This is a genomic window from Caballeronia sp. (assembly GCF_028292365.1).
Classification (GTDB): domain Bacteria; phylum Pseudomonadota; class Gammaproteobacteria; order Burkholderiales; family Burkholderiaceae; genus Caballeronia.
Window position 1 is genome coordinate 1 of the sequence record NZ_JAQGMM010000361.1, and the last position, 18881, is coordinate 18881.

General features: G+C 61.2%; 14 protein-coding genes and 1 pseudogene. 11 read left to right on the top strand and 4 right to left on the bottom strand.

Features of this window, described 5'->3' with window-relative positions; all coding sequences use genetic code 11:
- Nucleotides 1-418 precede the first annotated feature (418 nt).
- The 7 genes from JWR14_RS22025 to JWR14_RS22055 all read left to right on the top strand — a co-directional run bounded on the left by JWR14_RS22025 (nt 419) and on the right by JWR14_RS22055 (nt 7280).
- Nucleotides 419-1495, top strand: a complete 1077-nt coding sequence (locus JWR14_RS22025; protein WP_299711473.1) for an ABC transporter ATP-binding protein — start codon at nt 419-421, stop codon at nt 1493-1495.
- A complete protein-coding gene (locus tag JWR14_RS22030) occupies nt 1488-2402 on the top strand; it encodes an ABC transporter permease (RefSeq protein WP_299711478.1) in 915 nt (304 codons plus the stop codon). The genes JWR14_RS22025 and JWR14_RS22030 overlap by 8 nt, the downstream gene beginning before the upstream one ends.
- A gap of 18 nt (nt 2403-2420) precedes the next feature.
- A complete protein-coding gene (locus tag JWR14_RS22035; RefSeq protein ID WP_277033763.1) occupies nt 2421-3215 on the top strand; it encodes an ABC transporter permease in 795 nt (264 codons plus the stop codon).
- 31 nt (nt 3216-3246) lie between these two features.
- Entirely contained in the window at nt 3247-3600 is a 354-nt protein-coding gene (locus tag JWR14_RS22040) for a (2Fe-2S)-binding protein (protein ID WP_277033760.1), read from the top strand.
- Between the two features lie 23 nt (nt 3601-3623).
- The gene (locus JWR14_RS22045; RefSeq protein ID WP_299711534.1) at nt 3624-5054 is read left to right on the top strand and encodes an FAD/NAD(P)-binding oxidoreductase; all 1431 of its coding nucleotides are present in this window, start codon (nt 3624-3626) and stop codon (nt 5052-5054) included.
- Nucleotides 5047-6165, top strand: a complete 1119-nt coding sequence (locus JWR14_RS22050; RefSeq protein ID WP_299711493.1) for an FAD-binding oxidoreductase — start codon at nt 5047-5049, stop codon at nt 6163-6165. The genes JWR14_RS22045 and JWR14_RS22050 overlap by 8 nt, the downstream gene beginning before the upstream one ends.
- 62 nt (nt 6166-6227) lie before the next feature.
- Nucleotides 6228-7280, top strand: a complete 1053-nt coding sequence (locus tag JWR14_RS22055) for an ABC transporter substrate-binding protein (protein ID WP_299711496.1) — start codon at nt 6228-6230, stop codon at nt 7278-7280.
- A gap of 91 nt (nt 7281-7371) precedes the next feature.
- Here the strand turns inward: JWR14_RS22055 and JWR14_RS22060 are convergent, their stop codons facing one another.
- From JWR14_RS22060 to argH, 4 genes are all read right to left on the bottom strand, one after another.
- Entirely contained in the window at nt 7372-8208 is an 837-nt protein-coding gene (locus JWR14_RS22060; protein ID WP_299711499.1) for an ABC transporter substrate-binding protein, read from the bottom strand.
- Between the two features lie 62 nt (nt 8209-8270).
- On the bottom strand, nt 8271-9035 hold the full coding sequence (locus JWR14_RS22065) for an amino acid ABC transporter ATP-binding protein (RefSeq protein ID WP_299711502.1): 765 nt from the start codon (nt 9033-9035) through the stop codon (nt 8271-8273).
- A 37-nt stretch (nt 9036-9072) separates the two neighbouring features.
- Nucleotides 9073-9957 (bottom strand): amino acid ABC transporter permease, encoded by an 885-nt coding sequence (locus tag JWR14_RS22070; RefSeq protein ID WP_277036479.1) that lies wholly within the window; start codon nt 9955-9957, stop codon nt 9073-9075.
- Nucleotides 9951-11384: an argininosuccinate lyase gene (argH, locus tag JWR14_RS22075; protein WP_299711507.1), complete on the bottom strand. Its 1434-nt coding sequence runs from the start codon at nt 11382-11384 to the stop codon at nt 9951-9953. Before argH ends, JWR14_RS22070 begins: the two co-directional genes overlap by 7 nt.
- Nucleotides 11385-11549: 165 nt before the next feature.
- Here argH and JWR14_RS22080 point away from each other — a divergent pair, with 165 nt between their 5' ends.
- The 4 genes and pseudogenes from JWR14_RS22080 to JWR14_RS22095 all read left to right on the top strand — a co-directional run bounded on the left by JWR14_RS22080 (nt 11550) and on the right by JWR14_RS22095 (nt 18759).
- Nucleotides 11550-12428, top strand: a complete 879-nt coding sequence (locus JWR14_RS22080) for a LysR substrate-binding domain-containing protein (protein WP_277036473.1) — start codon at nt 11550-11552, stop codon at nt 12426-12428.
- Nucleotides 12429-12757: 329 nt separating this feature from the next.
- Nucleotides 12758-16012: pseudogene (locus JWR14_RS22085) on the top strand (efflux RND transporter permease subunit).
- Nucleotides 16013-16027: 15 nt separating this feature from the next.
- Nucleotides 16028-17254, top strand: coding sequence for an efflux RND transporter periplasmic adaptor subunit (locus JWR14_RS22090; protein WP_299711511.1), 1227 nt, complete (start codon nt 16028-16030; stop codon nt 17252-17254).
- Between the two features lie 62 nt (nt 17255-17316).
- Nucleotides 17317-18759, top strand: coding sequence for an efflux transporter outer membrane subunit (locus JWR14_RS22095; RefSeq protein WP_299711536.1), 1443 nt, complete (start codon nt 17317-17319; stop codon nt 18757-18759).
- The last annotated feature ends 122 nt before the right edge of the window (nt 18760-18881 follow it).

Below are 18881 nucleotides of genomic sequence, written 5' to 3' on the forward strand. Positions count from 1 at the left end.
CGGTGAGAAGGAAACGGGCGGCGGCCGTGAATCGGGTTCCGATGCGTGGAAAGGTTATATGCGCCGCGCGACCAACACGATCAACTACAGCCGTGAGTTGCCGCTTGCGCAAGGCGTGAAGTTCGACGTTTGATGTAATTGAATTAGAAGCACAGAAAGATTTAAACCTGGCGTCCCACCCCCTCGCCACTTCTTTCGTCCGCTTGCACGCGCCAACCGCGGCGCTTGCCAAGCGGACGAAAGGCCTCCGCGGTCATCCCCCGGTGTTGCGCTCGTTGCACTCGTTGCACTCGACTCTGTCCCTTGTCCTGTTTGACCCCTCTGCATCAGAGGCGTGTTCCGCCTGTCCACGTGCTGTTTTTTGCGTGAATACCCTGCGTCCGTTCAATTGTTTTTCTGCTAGACCCTGGAGGCCACCGTGTCGTTTCTCGTGCTGGACAAACTGACCAAAGCCTACGGCGACCTGAACGCCGTGAGCGACGTGAGCCTCTCGGTTGAAAAAGGCGAATTCGTTTCCCTGCTCGGGCCTTCGGGCTGCGGCAAGACGACGACGCTGCAAATGATCGCGGGTTTTATCGATGTCACGCGCGGGCGGATATCGCTCGACGGCAAGGACATCACGAACGTGCGGCCGAACAAGCGCGGCCTGGGCGTGGTGTTCCAGAGCTACGCGCTGTTTCCGCACATGACGGTTGCGCAGAACGTGGGCTTCGGCCTGGAAATGCGCGGTATCGGCAAGGCTGAATGCGCGGAGCGGATTCGCGAGACCTTGGCGCTCGTGCGGCTCGATGCACTGGCGGCGCGGTATCCGCGTGAACTGTCGGGCGGTCAGCGGCAGCGAGTGGCCATTGCACGCGCGTTGGTGATCAAGCCGCCGGTACTGCTGCTCGATGAACCGATGTCCAACCTCGACGCGAAGCTGCGCGAAGAGATGCAGTTTGAATTGCGCGGGATTCAGCGCAAGGTCGGCACGACGACGGTCATGGTCACGCACGATCAATCGGAGGCGCTGTCCATCAGTGACCGCGTGGTCGTGATGGAAGCAGGGCGCGTGACGCAGGTTGACTCGCCGTATCGCGCGTATGAGCGGCCGGAGAATCGTTTTGTGTCGCAGTTCATCGGCAAGGCGAACATGCTCGCGGGCAAGGTGACCGAGGCGCGTCACAACGAAGTGCATGTGGATCTCGGGCATGACCTGACCGGCATTGCCTGCATCGAAGCGGGCACGGTGTGGCGCGAAGGCGATACGGTGACGTTATGCATTCGCCCGGAAAAACTGCACTTGTGCGCGGTCGGAACGGGGCGCTTGTCGGCGACCGTTACCAGCCGCTTTTTCCTCGGCAGCCAATGGCTTTATCGCGTCGATACCGCCATTGGTGAAGTGCTGGTTTGTAGCCAGAACGAAGGTACCGAACCCGTGGCCGAAGGCGCGATGGTGGGTATCGACTGGCATCGTGACGCCGTGCGCGTGCTTCAGGAAGTGAGCCATGGCTAGTACCATCGACTCGACGGGTCCCGACAATAGCGGCGCGCTGAAGAACGATCGCGCGCCATGGCACGCCTTTGTGCCGCCCTGGCTGATGAGCCTGCCAGCGTTCATCCTCTTCGCGGTCCTCGTGCTGACGCCGCTCGCGATGACCGTTGTACTGACGTTCTATCGCTTCGATCCGGCCAGTGGTCCGATCGCGGCGTTCCAGTTCGGCAACTATGTTGAAGTCCTGACGGACAGCTACTACCAGACCATCTTCGCGCGTACGTTCGGCATCGCGATCCTGACGACCTTGCTGTGCGTCGCGATTGGTGCGCCTGAAGCGTACGTGTTGTACCGCATGCGTGACCCGTGGCGCTCGATGTTCCTGCTCGTGATCCTCGCGCCGCTGCTTGTGTCAGTCGTGGTGCGCGCGTTCGGCTGGAGCATGTTGCTCAACACGGGCGGTATTGTGAATCAGTTCTTCGGGCTGTTCGGCATGGGTCCGTACAAGTTGGAGTACACCACCTTCGCTATCGTCATCGCGCTCGTTCACGTGATGCTGCCGTTCATGGTGATCCCTGTCTGGACCTCGCTGCAGAAGCTTGATCCGCAAGTGGAAAACGCGGCGCTCTCACTGATGGCGTCGCCTGCAACCACGTTGCGACGCATCGTGTTGCCGCAGATCGCGCCGGGCATTTTGTCGGGCAGCTTGATGGTGTTCGGCTTGTCGGCGAGCGCGTTTGCAATTCCCGGCCTGCTTGGGGGCCGTCGCCTGAAAGTAGCGGCCACCGCTGTCTACGATGAATTCCTCGGCTCGCTCAACTGGCCGCTCGGCGCGACCATCGCGATCCTGTTGCTGATCGCGAACCTCGTGATCATGATCACGTATTACCGGGTTCTGGAGCGTCGTTACTCCAGAAGCCTCGGTTAAGGAAAGGAGACCGCTGCAATGCGAAAGAACGGCCTCGTTGCCTTGAGTTTTCATACGCTCGTGATCCTGTTCGTGCTGGCGCCGCTGGTGATCATCGTGCTGGTTGCGTTCACGCCGGACCAGACGCTGACGTTGCCCACGCATGGCTTCTCGCTGCGCTGGTTCCGCGCGATCCTCGACTACCCGGATTTCATCTCGGCGTTTTTCAACAGCATCAGGCTGGCGTTTGCGTCGGCTACGCTGTCGCTCGCGCTGGCCTTGCCGGCGGCGCTTGCCATCGGTCGGGAGCGTTTTCCGGGACGCGAATTCCTCAATGGATTGTTCCTCTCGCCGCTGGTGATTCCAAGCCTCGTGCTCGGCATTGCGTTCCTGCGTTTCTTCGCGATGATCGGCGCGACCGGCTCGTTCACCTGGCTCGTCGCGGCGCACATGATCATCATCACGCCGTTCGTGATGCGGCTGGTGCTGGCTTCGGTGAGCGGCATGGATCGCAGCATTGAGCACGCGGCGCAGTCTTTAGGCGCGGATCGATGGACATCGTTTCGCCGTATCACGCTGCCGATGATCCTGCCCGGCATCACGGGCGGCTGGCTGCTTGCGTTCATCAATAGCTTCGATGAACTGACCATGTCGATCTTCGTCACCTCGCCGCAGACCATTACGTTACCGGTCCGCATGTACATGTACGCGACGGAATCGATTGACCCCATGATGGCGTCCGTATCCGCGCTCGTTATCTTTATTACGGCCGGCGCGATGATCGTGCTCGACCGCGTGTATGGACTGAACCGGATCCTGATCGGTACACATTGATTCGCTCAGCCCCCCGACTTCACTCTACGCGATGACAAACCTTCCCAGCGCAACACTCACCGGACAGCCACATACCGCAACCGATGCCGCGCCGCAATTCGTGCGTCTTACGGAAGTGCATCGCAAGCAGGTGACGTTGACGCTGGATGGTGTAGCGATCACAGCCTTAACCGGCGATACGGTGCTGAGCGCCATCCTCCTGCACACACGGCGGGTGCGCGACACCGAGTTCAGTGGCGAACCGCGTGCAGGATTCTGTCTGATGGGCGCGTGCCAGGACTGCTGGGTACAACTGGAAGAGGGCACACGAATCAGGGCGTGCTCGACCTTCGTCAAAGAAGGCCTGCGCGTCATGACCCGGCCTGCCGGAGCGACCGGAACGTGAGTACGACGATCGATAAAAAAAGCATGCATCGGGTCGTCATCGTAGGTGCGGGGCCGGCTGGTGTGCGTGCGGCTCAGACGCTGGTGGCGGCGGGCATTGCGCCGATCGTCATCGATGAAGCGCCGCGTGCGGGCGGCCAGATCTATCGCCAGCCGCCGGCCGATGCAGGTTTTGCCCGCAGCAAACGGTTGCTGTATGGCATGGAAGCAGGCAAGGCCGACGCGGTGCATTCGACCATGGCGGGGTTGCTTTCCAAGCTCGACTATCGACCGGACACGCTGGTGTGGGGATGCGGCGCCGCGCAACTCGATACCTTGCACGCCGGACGCCAGCGAACGGTGCCTTATTCGCACTTGCTGATAGCGACGGGCGCGACAGACCGCGTTTTGCCGTTTCCGGGCTGGACGCTGCCGGGCGTTTACACGCTTGGCGCTGCGCAGATTGCGCTGAAATCGCAGGGCTGCTCGATTGGACGTCGCGTGGTGTTGGCGGGAACCGGGCCGTTGCTTTATCTCGTGGCGTATCAATACGCGAAGGCGGGCGCGCAGGTGGAGGCGGTGCTCGACACCAATCCATTCTCTCGTCAGTTCGCCGCGACGCCACGTTTGTTGCGGCAACCGTCCACGTTCGCCAAGGGCCTCTATTACGTCGGCTGGCTGATGGCGCACGGGGTTCGTATCGAACGTGGCGTAACGCTCGTGCGCGCCACGGGCGACCAAGCCGTGCAGGCGATGACCTATCGCAGTGACGAGCAAGAGCTGACCATTCCCTGCGATGCGGTTGGATTTGGCTATGGCCTACGTTCCGAAACGCAGCTTGCCGATCTGGCGGGCTGCCGATTTCGCTTCGATCCGCTCAATCGTGCGTGGCTGCCGGAGCGCGATTCAGCCGGTCGCAGTTCGGTGCCGGGCGTTTATCTCGCCGGCGATGGCGCGGGTATCGCCGGTGCGGATGCCGCGGAACTGGCTGGCCGTCGCGCGGCGCTCGCGATGTTGGAAGACCTCGGGCATCGGGTTGAGAACGCTGACGTTCAGGCTCAGGCTGCGAAGCTGGACCGGCAGTTGGCGAATATCGCCAAGTTTCGTATCGGCTTGGAACAGGCGTTTGCGCCGCCCGCCGATTGCGCTTCGAACTGGCCGGACGACATGACGGTGTGCCGTTGCGAGGAGATCGATGCCGGCACGCTGCGCCGTTGTGTCCGTGCTGGTGAAGCTAGCGAGATCAACCGGCTGAAGGCGCTTACGCGTGTGGGCATGGGTCGTTGCCAGGGGCGCATGTGCGGCGCGGCAGCGGCGGAATTGCTGAGCGCGGAGACGAGCAAACCGATCTCCGAAGTCGGACGTTTGCGCGCACAGGCGCCGATTAAACCTGTGCCTTTATCGATGGCGATGATGGACGAGACATCCGAAGCGGATCAGCTCGCCGCCATCCCGGAGCACGCACGTGATGACTGAGACTTTGCGGTTTGATGTGCTGGTCGTGGGCGGTGGGTTGGTGGGATCATCGACAGCCTTGATGCTGGCAAAGCGCGGGCTTAAGGTCGGGCTTTTTGAACGACGTTATTGCGGCGCGCAGGCGAGCGGTGTGAACTACGGCGGCGTGCGCCGTCAGGGGCGGCCGGCTGAACAATTACCCCTGGCGGTGCGTGCACGATCGATCTGGGACCAGTTGCCGGAGCTCGTGGGCACCGATGGAGAGTTCGTTGTGTCCGGGCATTTGCGGCTGGCTCGCAGCGAGGCGGATCTGGCGGCGCTCGAAGCGTACGCGCAGCTTGCCAACCCGTTCGGACTCGATTTGCAAGTGATGAGCGGACCTGCGTTCAGGCGTCGTTACCCGTGGCTTGGGGCGGCTGCAGTGGGTGGCTCGTTGTGTCCCGGCGACGGTCATGCCAATCCGCGCGTGGTGTCGCCCGCGTTCGCGCGCGCGGCGCGTGCAGCCGGTGCTGATGTCCGTGAGCAGACTACGGTCACGAACATCGTGCGTGCGGGGGATCGGTTTGTTGTCGAGGCGCGGCATGACTCGGGTGCTGCGATCGAGGTTCAGAGCGACTGGCTGGTCAATGCTGCTGGCGCGTGGGGTAACACGGTGGCCGGGTACTTTGGCGAGACCATTCCGATGGAGCCGATCTATCCGAACATGTGGGTGACTGAGCCGCTGCCGTATTTCATCGATCACAATCTTGGGGTCTATGGCGGCGGCATTTATGCCCGTCAGGTGACGCGCGGGAATGTGGTGATTGGCGGCGGTCGTGGGATTGGGGATGGTGAGTATGCACAGCCGCTCACGGAGACTACTCGCACGGTGATGCGCGCGGCGTGTGCACTTTTGCCGGCGTTGAAAGATGCGTTGCTGTTGAGGACCTGGACCGGTGTTGAAGGTAGTACGCCTGACGATAACCCGGTGATCGGTTTTAGCCGGACTACGTCGCGATTGCTGCATGCGTTTGGATTCTCGGGCGGCGGATTCCTGCTTGCCCCAGGGGTTGGAGCGGTCCTTTCCGACCTTGTTGTGGACGGAACGACGAGCACGCCGATCGAAGCGTTTTCAATCGAGAGATTTGCTTGAGCGGCCCCCAAAAAAAGTGCGAACAAAATCTGGCAGGACCACCTTATGAAGGAGATCAGTAAATGAAAGCGTTTCATACAGTAGCCAGCGTGGGCATTGCGGCCTTGTGCGCAGCAGCCTTCTCCGCCTCAGCGCAAGCCGACACCAAAACCATTTACATCGGCATGAACGGCGGCCCGATGGAAAAGGCCTACACGAGCGAGGTCCTGCCCGAATTCGAAAAGGCCAACAACGTAAAAGTGGTAGTCGTGCCCGGCACGTCCTCAGACATTCTCGCGAAGCTGCTGGCGAACAAAGCCAAACCACAAATCCACGTAGTGTTCCTCGACGATGGCGTGATGGCCCGCGCAGTCAGCATGGGCGTCTGCCAAAAACTCGACGACAGCCCCGAGCTCAAGCAACTCTATCCGTTCGCGCGCATGAAGGACGATATTGGCGCGGGCGTGCAACTCGGCATGACCGGCATTGCGTACAACACGAAACTTTTTACGGCCAACGGCTGGGCGCCGCCTACATCATGGCTCGATTTCGCCGATCCGAAATACAAGGATAAGGTCGTGTTCCAGTCGGCCTCGAGCAGCACGTTCGGCCTGCACGGTTTCCTGATGATCAACCGCCTCGAAGGCGGCTCTGAGAAGAATGTCGAACCGGGCTTCACGAAATGGCAGAGCACCGTGGGCCGCAATGTGATCGAGTACATCCCGAACTCGGCGAAGATCTCGGAGATGGTTCAGACCGGACAAGCCGGCCTGTTCCCGCTCACGCCGACTGCAGTGGGTGACCTCCAGGCGAAGGGCATTCCCGTGGCCTACGTGAACCCGAAGGAAGGGCCGGTGCTGTTGCTTGTTGATGAATGCGTGGTGGCGAACAACCCCGATCCGGCGCTCGCGCAAAAGCTTGCGCAGTTCATGATTTCGGCGTCGGCACAAAGCAAGGCAGCGAGCGCAGGCCGCCAGATTCCCACGAACCGCCAGGCGACAATGCCCGATACGATGCAGAAGCAACTCGGTAACCTCGACGACCTCGTGAAGAAGGTCAACGTGGTGGACTGGGATGTGATCAACGCGAATCGTCCGCAATGGGACGCGCGCTGGAATCGTCAGGTCGAAAAGTGATCTGAAGCTTGATGATTAAAACGGGCGTTGTCAGGGTTCCCTGACAACGCCCGTTTCCGTATGCGTCGATCAAACTTTGACGCTCGCATTCTTATTCTTTCGAGTTGATGATGACCTTCGACACCGCATGCTCTTGCAAGCCCCATTTCTTCAGGATCTTGGCATAGGTGCCGTCAGCGATCAGCTTGCCGAATGACTGGCTCAGCGCATCGTTTAAAGCCGGGCTGTTCTTCGACATGCCAATAGCCGTGTATTGCGACAGGAACGGCTGACCGATCGGCGCGTACGCATCTTTCTCAAGGGTGTTCTGGTACGGCAGCGTCTCCCCGCCTTGCACGGCGGCGTCGATACGTCCCTGGCGCAACTGCAGGCGGGCGTCCGCTGATCCATCCGTACCCACCACTTGTACAGCCGGTTTTCCCGCCTTGACGCAGTGCTCGTCGCTCCACGTCTTGATGTCGTCGGGCCACGACGTGCGGCGGCTCGCGCCCACGTGCTTGCCGCATACTGTTTCGATCGACGGGAAGTCGCCGGCGCGCGCCTTCAGCGTGTAAAACTGCGGTCCGGACTTGATGTAGTCAAGAAAGTTGACCGCGTCACGGCGGGTCGGCAAATCCGTCATGCCCGACAGGATCACGTCTACCCGATGCGTGGTCAGCGCGCTCATCATCTGGTCGAAGTTGGTCTCTTCCCACTTCAGTTTCACACTCATCTTCGCGGCCAGCGCGACGCCGAGGTCAACGTCGAAGCCGGTGAGTTCATCGGTTGCCGGGTCCTTGTATTCGAATGGCGGATAGTTCGGCACGATAGCGGCCGTGAGCGTGCCGTTGCCCGCCACGGGCGTCTGCGCATGAGCTAACGATGCACCAAGCGATACTGCGCTGAACGCGAGGGTGACAAGGGTTCGCCGGAACAAGGAATCGATCATAAAAGTCGCCTGAACATGAGGTTGACGGAAGGGTGGAAGCCGTTGCAACACGCGCCCTAGCGCTAGGAAAGCACGGCTGAAATGAACTCTTGAGTACGCGGTTGTTGCGGTCGCGACAACACCTGTTCGGGCGAGCCGCTTTCGACCACCTTGCCCTGGTCCATGAAGACCACGCGGTTCGCCACTTCACGCGCGAAGCCGAGCTCGTGCGTGACGACGATCATCGTCATGCCGCTCTTGGCCAGGTCGCGCATCACGCTCAGGACTTCGCCGACCAGCTCGGGGTCGAGAGCGGAGGTGGGTTCGTCGAAGAGCATGAGTTGAGGGTGCATGGCAAGCGCCCGTGCAATGGCGACACGTTGCTGCTGGCCACCCGACAACTCGACCGGGAACGCGTCGCACTTGTGACCGAGTCCGACACGCGTCAGCAATGCGCGCGCTTCTTCAATTGCCTCGGACTTTTTCTTCTTCAATACCTGGACCGGCCCTTCGATCACATTTTCCAGCGCCGTCATGTGCGGAAAAAGATTGAAGCGCTGAAACACCATGCCCGTCGCAAGACGTTGCCGCGCCATCTGCTTTTCAGAGAGCGGATAAAGCTTGTTCTCGACGCGCCGGTATCCGACCAGTTCGTCATTCACCCACAGCGCACCGCCGGAAATGGTCTCGAGTTGGTTGATACAGCGCAGGAAGGTGCTTTTGCCCGAGCCGGACGGCCCGATGATGCACAGCACTTCGCCCTTTGCCACGTCGAGGTTGATGCCGTGCAGCGCCTGGAACTCGCCATAGGACTTGCGCAGGTCGACCGCTTTGACTAGTGGGTTCATGGTTGCCTGGGTTCGCGGTTGAGTGGAGTCACTGCTATTACTGCTTCGCGGGTGGGCGGCCCGCCCCTCGCGCGAAGCGCCGTTCGACCCGCGACTGCAGCAAGGAAAGCACCGTGACAATGACCAGATACCAGACGCCCGCGACCATCAGCAATTCGATCACGCGAGCGTTCGCATAGTAGATGTTCTCGGCGCTGTGGAGCATTTCCGCGTACTGGATCACGCTTGCCAGCGAGGTCAGCTTCACCATGCCGATCAGTTCGTTGCCAATAGGTGGCACGATCACGCGCATGGCCTGCGGCAGGATCACGCGGCGCAGCGCCTGGAGCTTGGGCATGCCGATAGACTTCGCCGCTTCGTACTGGCCGGTGTCCACCGAGAGCAGCCCCGCGCGCACGACTTCCGATGTGTAGGCACCCTGATTAATCCCGAGTCCGAGCAGGGCGGCCAGGAACGGCGTCATGATGTCGACCGTGCGAAATTCGAACAGGCCGGGAATGCCCATGACCGGAAACACCAGCGCGAGGTTGAACCACAACAACAATTGCAGGATCACCGGCGTGCCGCGGAACAGCCACACGTAGCCATGCGCGACCGCTTGCATGACCGGATTGGTCGAGAGCCGCATGATCGCGACGATGACCCCAAGCGCAATGCCCAGCGCCATTGCGAGGATCGTCATCACGATGGTATTGCCGAGGCCTTTGAGGATCGACTTGGCTGTCAGGAATCGCCCCACGACGACCCAGTCGATCTGTCCGCGCGCAAACGCCACGACGATATACGCCACGATCGCAAGGATAACGACAGAGGCGAGGTAACGCCCGTAGTAGCGCCGCGGAACGTGTTCGAAGTGCGAGATATCGGTGAAGCTGTCGGCGTTGCCGGCCGCCGATGCACGGTCGTTCGATGCGCTCAGCATGAAGGTCCCTTGTAGTAAGCCGCCCACGCGACTTGTTCTTCAATAGCGCTGCGCAGGCGCGCGATCTGTTCACTCACGCGTGCCGGCGCCGTGCCGCCATAACCGCTGCGCGCCGCCACCGCGGCATCCAGCGTGACGTGATCGAGGACGCTGGGTTCAAGTCTCGCATCCACGGCTGCGAGCGTTGCCACCGACACATCGCCCAGTTCAATGCCTTGCTGTTCGCAGGCCCGCACCAGCGCGCCGGTGATCTCGTGCGCTTCGCTGAACGGCACGCCGCGCAGCGCGAGCCAGTCCGCGACTTCGGTGGCGAGCGTAAACCCGAGCGGTGCCTGGCGCCGCATTTCATCCGCGTTCACGTGCATGGTGCGGATCATACCGGCCATTGCAGGCAAGACAAGATAGAGCGTGTCGATACTGTCGAACGCGGCGATCTTGTCTTCCGCGAGGTCACGGTTATAAGCCAGCGGCAGCGACTTGAGCGTCGCGAGCAAACCGCTCAGGTTGCCGATCAACCTGCCAGCCTTTCCACGCGTCAGCTCGGCAATATCCGAGTTCTTCTTCTGCGGCATGATTGAGCTGCCGGTGGCATAAGCATCGTCGAGTTCGACCCAGCGAAACTGTCTCGACGTCCACAGGATGACTTCTTCCGAGAGCCGCGACAGGTTCACCGCCAGCATGCTCGTGATGAACGTGAACTCGGCAACGTGGTCGCGCGAGGCGACAGCGTCGATAGAGTTTTCGCACGGGCCGTCGTAGCCGAGTTCCAACGCGGACAGATCGGCCCGCAAGCAGATTGCGGACCCCGCCAGCGCCGCCGCGCCCAATGGTGAACGCGCGCTGCGGCGATCCCAGTCCACCAGCCGGTCGACATCGCGATAAATCGACTGCGCGTGGGCGAGCAACTGATGGGCGAAAACGATCGGCTGTGCCGGCTGCAAGTGCGTGAAGCCGGCGGTGACGGTTTCCACATGCGCTTCAGCCTGTTCGACCAGCGCGTGCTGCAATTCGATCACGGCTAACGCCAGCTTGCGAGCCTTGTCGCGCAGATATAAACGCAGGTCGTTCGCCGCTTGATCGTTGCGTGAGCGGCCGGCGCGCAACTTCCCGCCGATTGCCTTGAGCCGTTGGGTCAGTTCGCGCTCGAGGAAGGTATGGACATCTTCGTCGGCAAGGATAGGGGCGAGGTCGCCCGCCACGAACTCGGTCTCTATTTGCTGCATCGCGTCGAGCAGTTGCTGAAGCTCGTCGGCGGTGAGGATTCCGGCGCGCTTCAGTTCGTTTGCATGGGCGCGCGAGCCGGCGAGATCGTAGGGAGCAAGACGGAAGAAGCTCGGGTCTGAGCGGGACAGGTTTTCCAGTGCCAGCGAGGGCCCTGATTTGAAACGGCCGCCCCAAAGGCGTTCTGTTGTGTCGGTAGTGTTCATGCGTTTGCCTGGAAGGTGCCTAACCAAGAGTGTTTCGGAATGACGCTCAGCTCATGACGCCAAGCTTACGCAAACAAATTTTTTGCTTGTAGAGAGAATTAAATTCGCTTTAAATCAAATTTTTCTCAGCATCTTCCCCTTTTTCCACGCTCTCCGGATTTACCCGTGCGCCATCGGCTGCCCCCGCTCAATCCCTTGCGTGCGTTCGAAGCCACGGCTCGCCATGGCACAGTTGCGAGTGCCGCCGAGGAGCTCAACGTCACACCAAGCGCCGTTAGTCATCAGGTCCGTGTGCTGGAGAGCACCTTGGGCGTGGCGTTGTTCATTCGCTCAAAGGCGCGGGTGAAACTGACGCCTGCCGGGGAGGCACTGCTGCAGCCGGTCAAGAACGCGTTCGACATGATTGCAACCGCCGTGGTCAGGCTGGACTCGCCGGTCATTGCGGGGGATCTGGCGGTATCGGCGCCGATGTTGTTCACCTCGCGGTGGCTCGCGCGGCATATCGGTGATTTCCTCGAGCAATTCCCCGCAGTCAACTTAAAACTGATCCCGTCCAACGATGATAAGGAAATCTACTCATCCGATGTCGACCTGTGCGTCCGATACGGCGAGGGCCGCTGGCGCGATCGCGACGTGAAGCTCATCACGCATCCGGTCCTGTTTCCCGTCGTGAGCCCGGCGTTGATGAACGGGCCGCGCGCGCTTCGCACGGTGCAGGACCTGGCGAACCGGACCTTGTTTTGCGAGCATGCCGGGTCGTGGATGCGATGGTTGGCAGAGGCGTCAGCCGACAAGCTTGAAGGTTTGCGGATTCTTGAAATCGGCATTGCGCATGTGGGAATCGAAGCTGCAATACGGGGACAAGGCGTAGCATTAGGCGATAGCTTTTCCGCCCGCGACGATCTCGCCGATGGCACGCTCGTTCGTCCGTTTCGTATCACTGTGCCGGCCAAGCATGCGTATTACTGGGTGCGCCGCCATGAGCTCACCGAAGCGCCGCTAGTGGCCGCTTTTGTGTCATGGGTGGAGTCGAAACTGGCATGAAGCCTTCTATTTTTATCGGGTATGAAAATCAGCCCGATTGCACGAAAACGTTTGCCTCTGACAAATCTGAGGAAAGATTCGTTTCCTGACATTTCTGCCATTTTGGCGCCATGTAGGCGTTGGCACCTGCCCGTTAAGATCGGTGCGTGAGTGGCCTATCGCTAGCCTGTTGGCTGCATGAAAGGCCGCACGGCTTCGCGCCGCACTCGATCCGGCTCGCCGTGTGCAAGACGCTGCCTGAGAGGCCCAGCTTTAGAGGCCCTGCCTGAACGGCGTCGTTGCATTCCAGCGGTTCTTTTTCCTTTCCTGCTTTTTTCGAGCGCGTCTCAATGTGGATCGTCAACGTTGCGCTAAAGCGGCCCTACACGTTTATCGTGATGGCCATCCTGATCCTGTTAGCGACGCCGTTTGCGCTCCTGACAACGCCGGTCGACGTCCTGCCGGAAATCAACATTCCTGTCGTCAGCATCATCTGGACTTACACGGGCCTGTCAGCCGAAGACGTTGCCAATCGCATTACGCAGGTCAATGAGCGCAGCCTGACCACCACCGTCAACGACATCGAACATATCGAGTCGCAGTCGCTGCCGGGCATTGCCATCCTGAAGGTCTTCCTGCAACCCACCGCGAACATCCAGACTGCCATCGCTCAAACGGTGGCCGTTGAGCCGGCGCAGTAGAAGCAGATGCCGCCCGGCGCCACGCCGCCGCTTGTGATCAGTTATTCGGCCTCCAGTATTCCGGTGATCCAGTTGGGATTGTCGAGTACCACGCTCTCCGAGCAGGACCTGAACGACACCGCCCTGAACTTCCTGCGCCCGCAACTGGTGACCATTCCCGGTGCGGCCGTGCCGTATCCGTACGGTGGTAAAAGCCGGCTGATTTCGGTCGATCTGGATACGCGCGCGTTGCTGGCGAAGGGCCTGACGCCGTCGGACGTGGTGAGCGCCTTCAACGCGCAAAACCTGATCCTGCCGACCGGCACGGCGAAGATCGGGATGAAGGAATACACGATCAACATGAATGGTTCGCCGGCCACCATCGCCGCGCTGAACGACATTCCGGTGCGCACGCTTAATGGTGCAACCACTTACCTGAGAGAGGTCGCCCATGTACGCGACGGCTTCTCTCCGCAGACGAATATCGTGCGTCAGAACGGGCATCGCGGCGTGCTGATGTCGGTGATGAAGAACGGCAGCGCGTCGACGCTGTCCATCGTCGATTCTCTTTATGCGCTGTTGCCGAACGCCCGGGCCTCGTTGCCGCCGGACCTCACGATTACCCCGCTGTTTGATCAGTCGGTGTTCGTCAAGGCAGCCGTGCAGGGCGTGATTCGCGAAGCGCTGATTGCCGCGGCACTGACGGCCGCGATGATCCTGCTGTTCCTCGGCAACTGGCGCAGCACCTGCATCATCGCGGTCTCCATTCCACTGTCGATCCTCTCGTCATTGCTCGTGCTGCATGCGCTCGGACAGACCATCAACATCATGACGCTGGGGGGGCTCGCGCTGGCGGTGGGTATTTTGGTGGACGATGCAACGGTGACGATCGAGAACATCGAGCGGCACCTGCACATGGGCACGGACTTGCACGAGGCCATTCTTGAAGGGGCCGGCGAAATCGCGGTTCCCGCGCTCGTGTCCACGCTGTGTATTTGTATTGTGTTCGTGCCGATGTTCTTCCTGACGGGCGTGGCGAAATTCCTGTTCGTGCCGCTCGCTGAAGCCGTGGTGTTCGCGATGCTCGCGTCGTACATCCTGTCGCGTACGCTGGTTCCCACGCTGGCGATGCTGTTGATGGGCCACGCGCACAAGCCGAAGAACGGTTCGAAGCCGAATCTGTTCATGCGGCTGTATCACCGTTTCGATGCCGGGTTCGAGCGCATGCGCGCCACCTACATCATGATCCTGAGCACGCTGCTCGTGCGGCGCCGGATGTTCGCAACGGTGTTTCTCAGTTTTTGCGTGCTGTCGGTAGGACTGGTGTTCGTGCTCGGCGAGGACTTCTTCCCGACCGTCGACGCCGGCGACATCCGCCTGCATATGCGTGCGCCGACCGGCACGCGCATCGAGGAAACCGCGCGGCTGGCTGATCAAGTGGAAGAGGTGGTCCGGCAGGTCGTGCCGGCGGCTCAGCTCAACACGATCCTCGATAACCTCGGCCTGCCGTATAGCGGCATCAACTTGTCATATAGCAATGCGGGCACGATCGGTACGCTCGACGGCGAGATCCAGGTGGCGTTGAAGCCGGACCACGATCCGACGCAGAACTTCGTGGACAAGTTGCGCGCCGTGTTGCCGCAGCGCTTTCCGGGCGTCGAGTTTTTCTTCCAGCCTGCGGACATCGTCACGCAGATCCTGAACTTCGGCCTGCCGGCGGCCATTGACGTGCAGATATCCGGCGCGAACCAGCAGGGTAATTTCGACGTGGCGGCGAAGCTGATGAAGGCGATCCGGCGGATTCCCGGCACCGTGGACACGCATATCCAGCAGAAGCTCGACGAGCCTGCCCTCAACCTGCAGATGGATCGCACCCGGCTTCAGCAGCTCAACCTGACCGCGAGCAACGTCGCGCAGAACGTGCTGATTTCCCTGTCGGGAAGCTCGCAGACATCGCCGGGTTTCTGGTTCAACAACAAGAACGGTGTTGAGTATTCGGTCGCGGTGCAGACCCCTCAGTACCAGGTGTCATCGATTGACGAACTGCTGCGTACGCCGGTTTCCGGCAGCGCCAACGGGCCCACGCAACTGCTTGGCAACCTTGTGCAAGTCACGCCGAAAAACCAGTTCGCCGTGGTTACCCACTACAACATCCGTCCCGTCATTGACGTGTTCGTGAGCGTGGAAGGGCGCGACCTCGGCAGCATTGCGAAAGAGGTCGACAAGCTCGTGGACCAGTCACGCGCCAGCTTGCCGCGCGGTAGCCAGATCGTCGTGCGCGGCCAGGTCGCGACCATGCGTTCGTCGTTCTTCGGCCTGGGTGTCGGCGTGGCGATGGCGATCGTGCTGGTGTACCTGCTGATCGTGGTGAATTTCCAGTCGTGGGTCGATCCGCTGATCATCGTCAGCGCGTTGCCGGCGGCGCTTGCCGGTATCGTCTGGATGCTGTTCCTCACCGGCACGCACTTGAGCGTTCCGGCGCTCACCGGCGCCATCATGACGATGGGCGTGGCGACCGCAAACAGTATCCTGATGGTGTCCTTCGCGCGCCAGCGGCTGCAAGCCGGTGCACCGCCGCTGACCGCGGCGCTTGAAGCGGGGGCGAGCCGTATCCGCCCTGTGCTGATGACGGCCTTCGCCATGATCATCGGCATGATTCCGATGGCGCTTGGTTTGGGCGAGGGCGCCGAACAAAACGCACCGCTCGGCCGCGCGGTGATCGGTGGATTGCTGTTTGCTACTGTTTCCACACTCTTTTTCGTGCCGCTCGTGTTTGCGGGTATTCATAGCCGGCTGGCCCGGCGGCATGATCGTTCGGCGGGTGACCGGGACGATCATGGCGGCGGTAGTTCAGGCGGCGGTTCAGGCAACCACCCAAGCCACGACGGCCCCAACCATGGCGCCGGCGAGCATGCTCCAAGTTAAATATGGCTGACTGATATGACAGAAAAATCTCATGCTTCGCTGGCGATTCCCGCAAGGGACACCGAGGACGGGCACGCGTTGCCACCTCGGGGCCGTGAATGGAAACGGGCGAAGATCGCCGTCATCGTGGTGCTGGTCCTGCTGGTGCTGGGCGCCGGACGCACGGTGGTGTCGGACGTGATGCAAAGCCATCAGGTGGCTGCAACCTCGCAGCAAAATGCGAAGGTGTACGTGAACGTCGTCTTGCCCAAGCAGGCGGAGGGCGGCGGCAACACCCTGCTGCCGGGCACGCTGCGCGGTTATGTGGAGTCGCCTATCTACGCACGCGCTACGGGTTATCTGCTGCACTGGTATGCGGATATCGGCACGCGGGTGAAGCAAGGCCAGTTGCTTGCTGATCTCGATACGCCTGAGATCGACCAGGAACTGAAGCAGGCGGTGGCGCAACGCGACCAGGCGTCATCAAGTCTCGTGCTTGCAAAGAGTTCGTTCGAGCGCTGGCAGCAACTGCGTCAACGCGATGCCGTCTCGCAGCAGGAGCTCGATGAACGTCAGAGCACCTATAACCAGGACGTGGCGAATCTTGCGGCTGCCAACGCCAACGTGCAGCGGCTGACGCAGCTCGAATCGTTCAAGCGTATTGTCGCTCCGTTCGCGGGCGTGGTGACGCAGCGCAATGTAGATGTAGGTGACCTGATCGATGCCGGCAGCGGCGCCAGCCGTGCGCTCTTCGCGCTGGCGCAGTCGGATCCGCTCAGAGTCTATGTGCAGTTGCCGCAGGCTTACGCCCAGAACGTGGCGCAAGGGCAGGATGTCATCGTCACGCAGGCAGAGTTGCCGGGCCAGCAGTTCCACGGCTCGATCGCTCATATCTCCGGCGCAATCGATGTCCCGACCCGTTCGCTGCAGATCGAAGTACGCCTGCCCAATCCGGATAACAAGCTGCGCCCGGGTGCTTACGTACAGGTCGCGCTGCCGGCGACCGTGCGGGCGCCCTTACTAGTGCCGGGCAACGCGCTGCTGTTCCGCTCCGAAGGGCCGCGGGTAGCGGTGGTTGACCAGAACGGCAACGTCAACCTGCACAAGATCGTGATTGCGCAGGACTTGGGGCCGTCGCTGGAGATTGAAAGCGGCATTGAAGCGACCGACAAGATCATCATCAATCCGAGCGACTCGATTGCGGACGGCGACCACGTGTTGATCGCGCCGGCGAAGCAGCCTGCCAAGAAGGGGACGTCGTGAAGCGCGCGCGCCAGTGGCCACGGGTCACGACCCTCAAGGCCCTGATCACCAGCACAACCGTGATGGCGTCGGGAGCGATGCTGCTGTCCGCCTGCACAGTCGGGCCGGACTACAAGCAGCCTCACGCCGACACGCCGCCTGCGTGGCATACCGACTCGTACTGGCGTGTCGCTGAGCCGTCGCACGCGGCGATAGACCCGCAATGGTGGACCAGCTTCGGCGATGAATCGTTGAATGGCTTCGAACAGCAGGCGCTTGCGCAGAACCAGACGCTCGCCGCCGCCAGCGCACATTACGCGCAGGCACGTGCGACGCTTGCGAACAACAAGGCGCAGCAGGTGCCCGAAGTTGATCTGGGCGCTAACGCATCGCGTTTCCGGATATCGCAGAACCGGCCGCTGACCAACTACGCCACGCCGACCCAGTCGACGGTGCAGAACAACATCCAGGTCGGTCCGACCATCGACTACGACACCGACCTGTTCGGCCGGATTCGCCGCGAAGTCGAGGGCGCAACAGCGTCCGCCGAACAATCACGCGACGATCTCGCCAACGCGCGGCTCGTGCTGACCACGGACCTCGCGAGCGACTACTTTTCGATGCGCGAACTCGATGCCGAGATCGACGTGCTGAACCGGTCAGTCGTCCTGCAGCAGAAGGCGCTGGATTACGTGACCACCGAGCACGACCTGGGCTCGGTGTCCGGACTCGACGTGCTGCAACAGAAGTCCGAACTCGACTCCACGCGGGTCCAGGCTCGTTTGCTGCTCAACCAGCGCGCCCAGTTCGAACATGCGATCGCTGCATTGATCGGCGTGCCCGCACCGCAATTCGCGATTGCGCCGAAGGTGATCGATACCACCGTCCCCACGATACCGCTCGGACTGCCAAGCGATCTGTTGCAGCGGCGCCCCGACATTGCATCAGCCGAACGCGCGATGGCGGCTGCAAACGCGCAGATCGGCGTGGCGAAAGCCGCGTTTTTCCCGAGCCTTTCGCTGACCCCGGGTATCGGCTGGGAAAGCACGCAGTTCGCCAGCCTGTTGAGCGCGCCCACGCTGATGTGGACGCTGGGCGCCACGCTCGGACAAGTCGTCTTCGATGGCGGCCGGCGTGCCGCCAATGTCGACTTTGCAAGCGAGGGTTATCTGGCGACCGAGGCAACTTATCGCCAGACCGTGCTCAATGCGTTCCAGCAGGTGCAGGACGGGGTGACCGGGTTGTCGGTGCTCGATGCTGCATCGAAGGAATCGCAGGAAGCCGTTACCGACGCGCGGCGTTTGCTCTCGCTTGCCAACGATCGTTATTCGGGTGGCCTGGTTGCCTTCCTCGACGTGATCACCGCCCAGCAGTCGCTGCTCACGAGCGAGCGTCAGGATGTACAGATTCATGGCCAGCAATGGACGATGTCGGTGTCGCTGGTGAAGGCGCTGGGGGGCGGCTGGGATGTCAACGCGGCAGCACCGGAGAAGACGGCGGCAACCACGAGCAACCCGCCAAACTGATTTGACACGCGAGTGACGTGATCCGTGCCGGACCACGGCAGACCGGGCCTCGCAGACCGGGTTTCGCCACTCGCCGCAGGGGAGAGATAACGTTTTCCCATAATGGGAAAACGTACATAAGA

What these genes read in the sequence shown, in the direction of transcription:
- JWR14_RS22030 (WP_299711478.1), top strand. Translation starts at nt 1,488, where the DNA reads ATGGCTAGTACCATCGACTCGACGGGTCCCGACAATAGCGGCGCGCTG.
- JWR14_RS22035 (WP_277033763.1), top strand. Translation starts at nt 2,421, where the DNA reads ATGCGAAAGAACGGCCTCGTTGCCTTGAGTTTTCATACGCTCGTGATC.
- JWR14_RS22040 (WP_277033760.1), top strand. Translation starts at nt 3,247, where the DNA reads ATGACAAACCTTCCCAGCGCAACACTCACCGGACAGCCACATACCGCA.
- JWR14_RS22045 (WP_299711534.1), top strand. Translation starts at nt 3,624, where the DNA reads ATGCATCGGGTCGTCATCGTAGGTGCGGGGCCGGCTGGTGTGCGTGCG.
- JWR14_RS22050 (WP_299711493.1), top strand. Translation starts at nt 5,047, where the DNA reads ATGACTGAGACTTTGCGGTTTGATGTGCTGGTCGTGGGCGGTGGGTTG.
- JWR14_RS22055 (WP_299711496.1), top strand. Translation starts at nt 6,228, where the DNA reads ATGAAAGCGTTTCATACAGTAGCCAGCGTGGGCATTGCGGCCTTGTGC.
- JWR14_RS22060 (WP_299711499.1), bottom strand. Translation starts at nt 8,208, where the DNA reads ATGATCGATTCCTTGTTCCGGCGAACCCTTGTCACCCTCGCGTTCAGC.
- JWR14_RS22065 (WP_299711502.1), bottom strand. Translation starts at nt 9,035, where the DNA reads ATGAACCCACTAGTCAAAGCGGTCGACCTGCGCAAGTCCTATGGCGAG.
- JWR14_RS22070 (WP_277036479.1), bottom strand. Translation starts at nt 9,957, where the DNA reads ATGCTGAGCGCATCGAACGACCGTGCATCGGCGGCCGGCAACGCCGAC.
- argH (WP_299711507.1), bottom strand. Translation starts at nt 11,384, where the DNA reads ATGAACACTACCGACACAACAGAACGCCTTTGGGGCGGCCGTTTCAAA.
- JWR14_RS22090 (WP_299711511.1), top strand. Translation starts at nt 16,028, where the DNA reads ATGACAGAAAAATCTCATGCTTCGCTGGCGATTCCCGCAAGGGACACC.
- JWR14_RS22095 (WP_299711536.1), top strand. Translation starts at nt 17,317, where the DNA reads ATGGCGTCGGGAGCGATGCTGCTGTCCGCCTGCACAGTCGGGCCGGAC.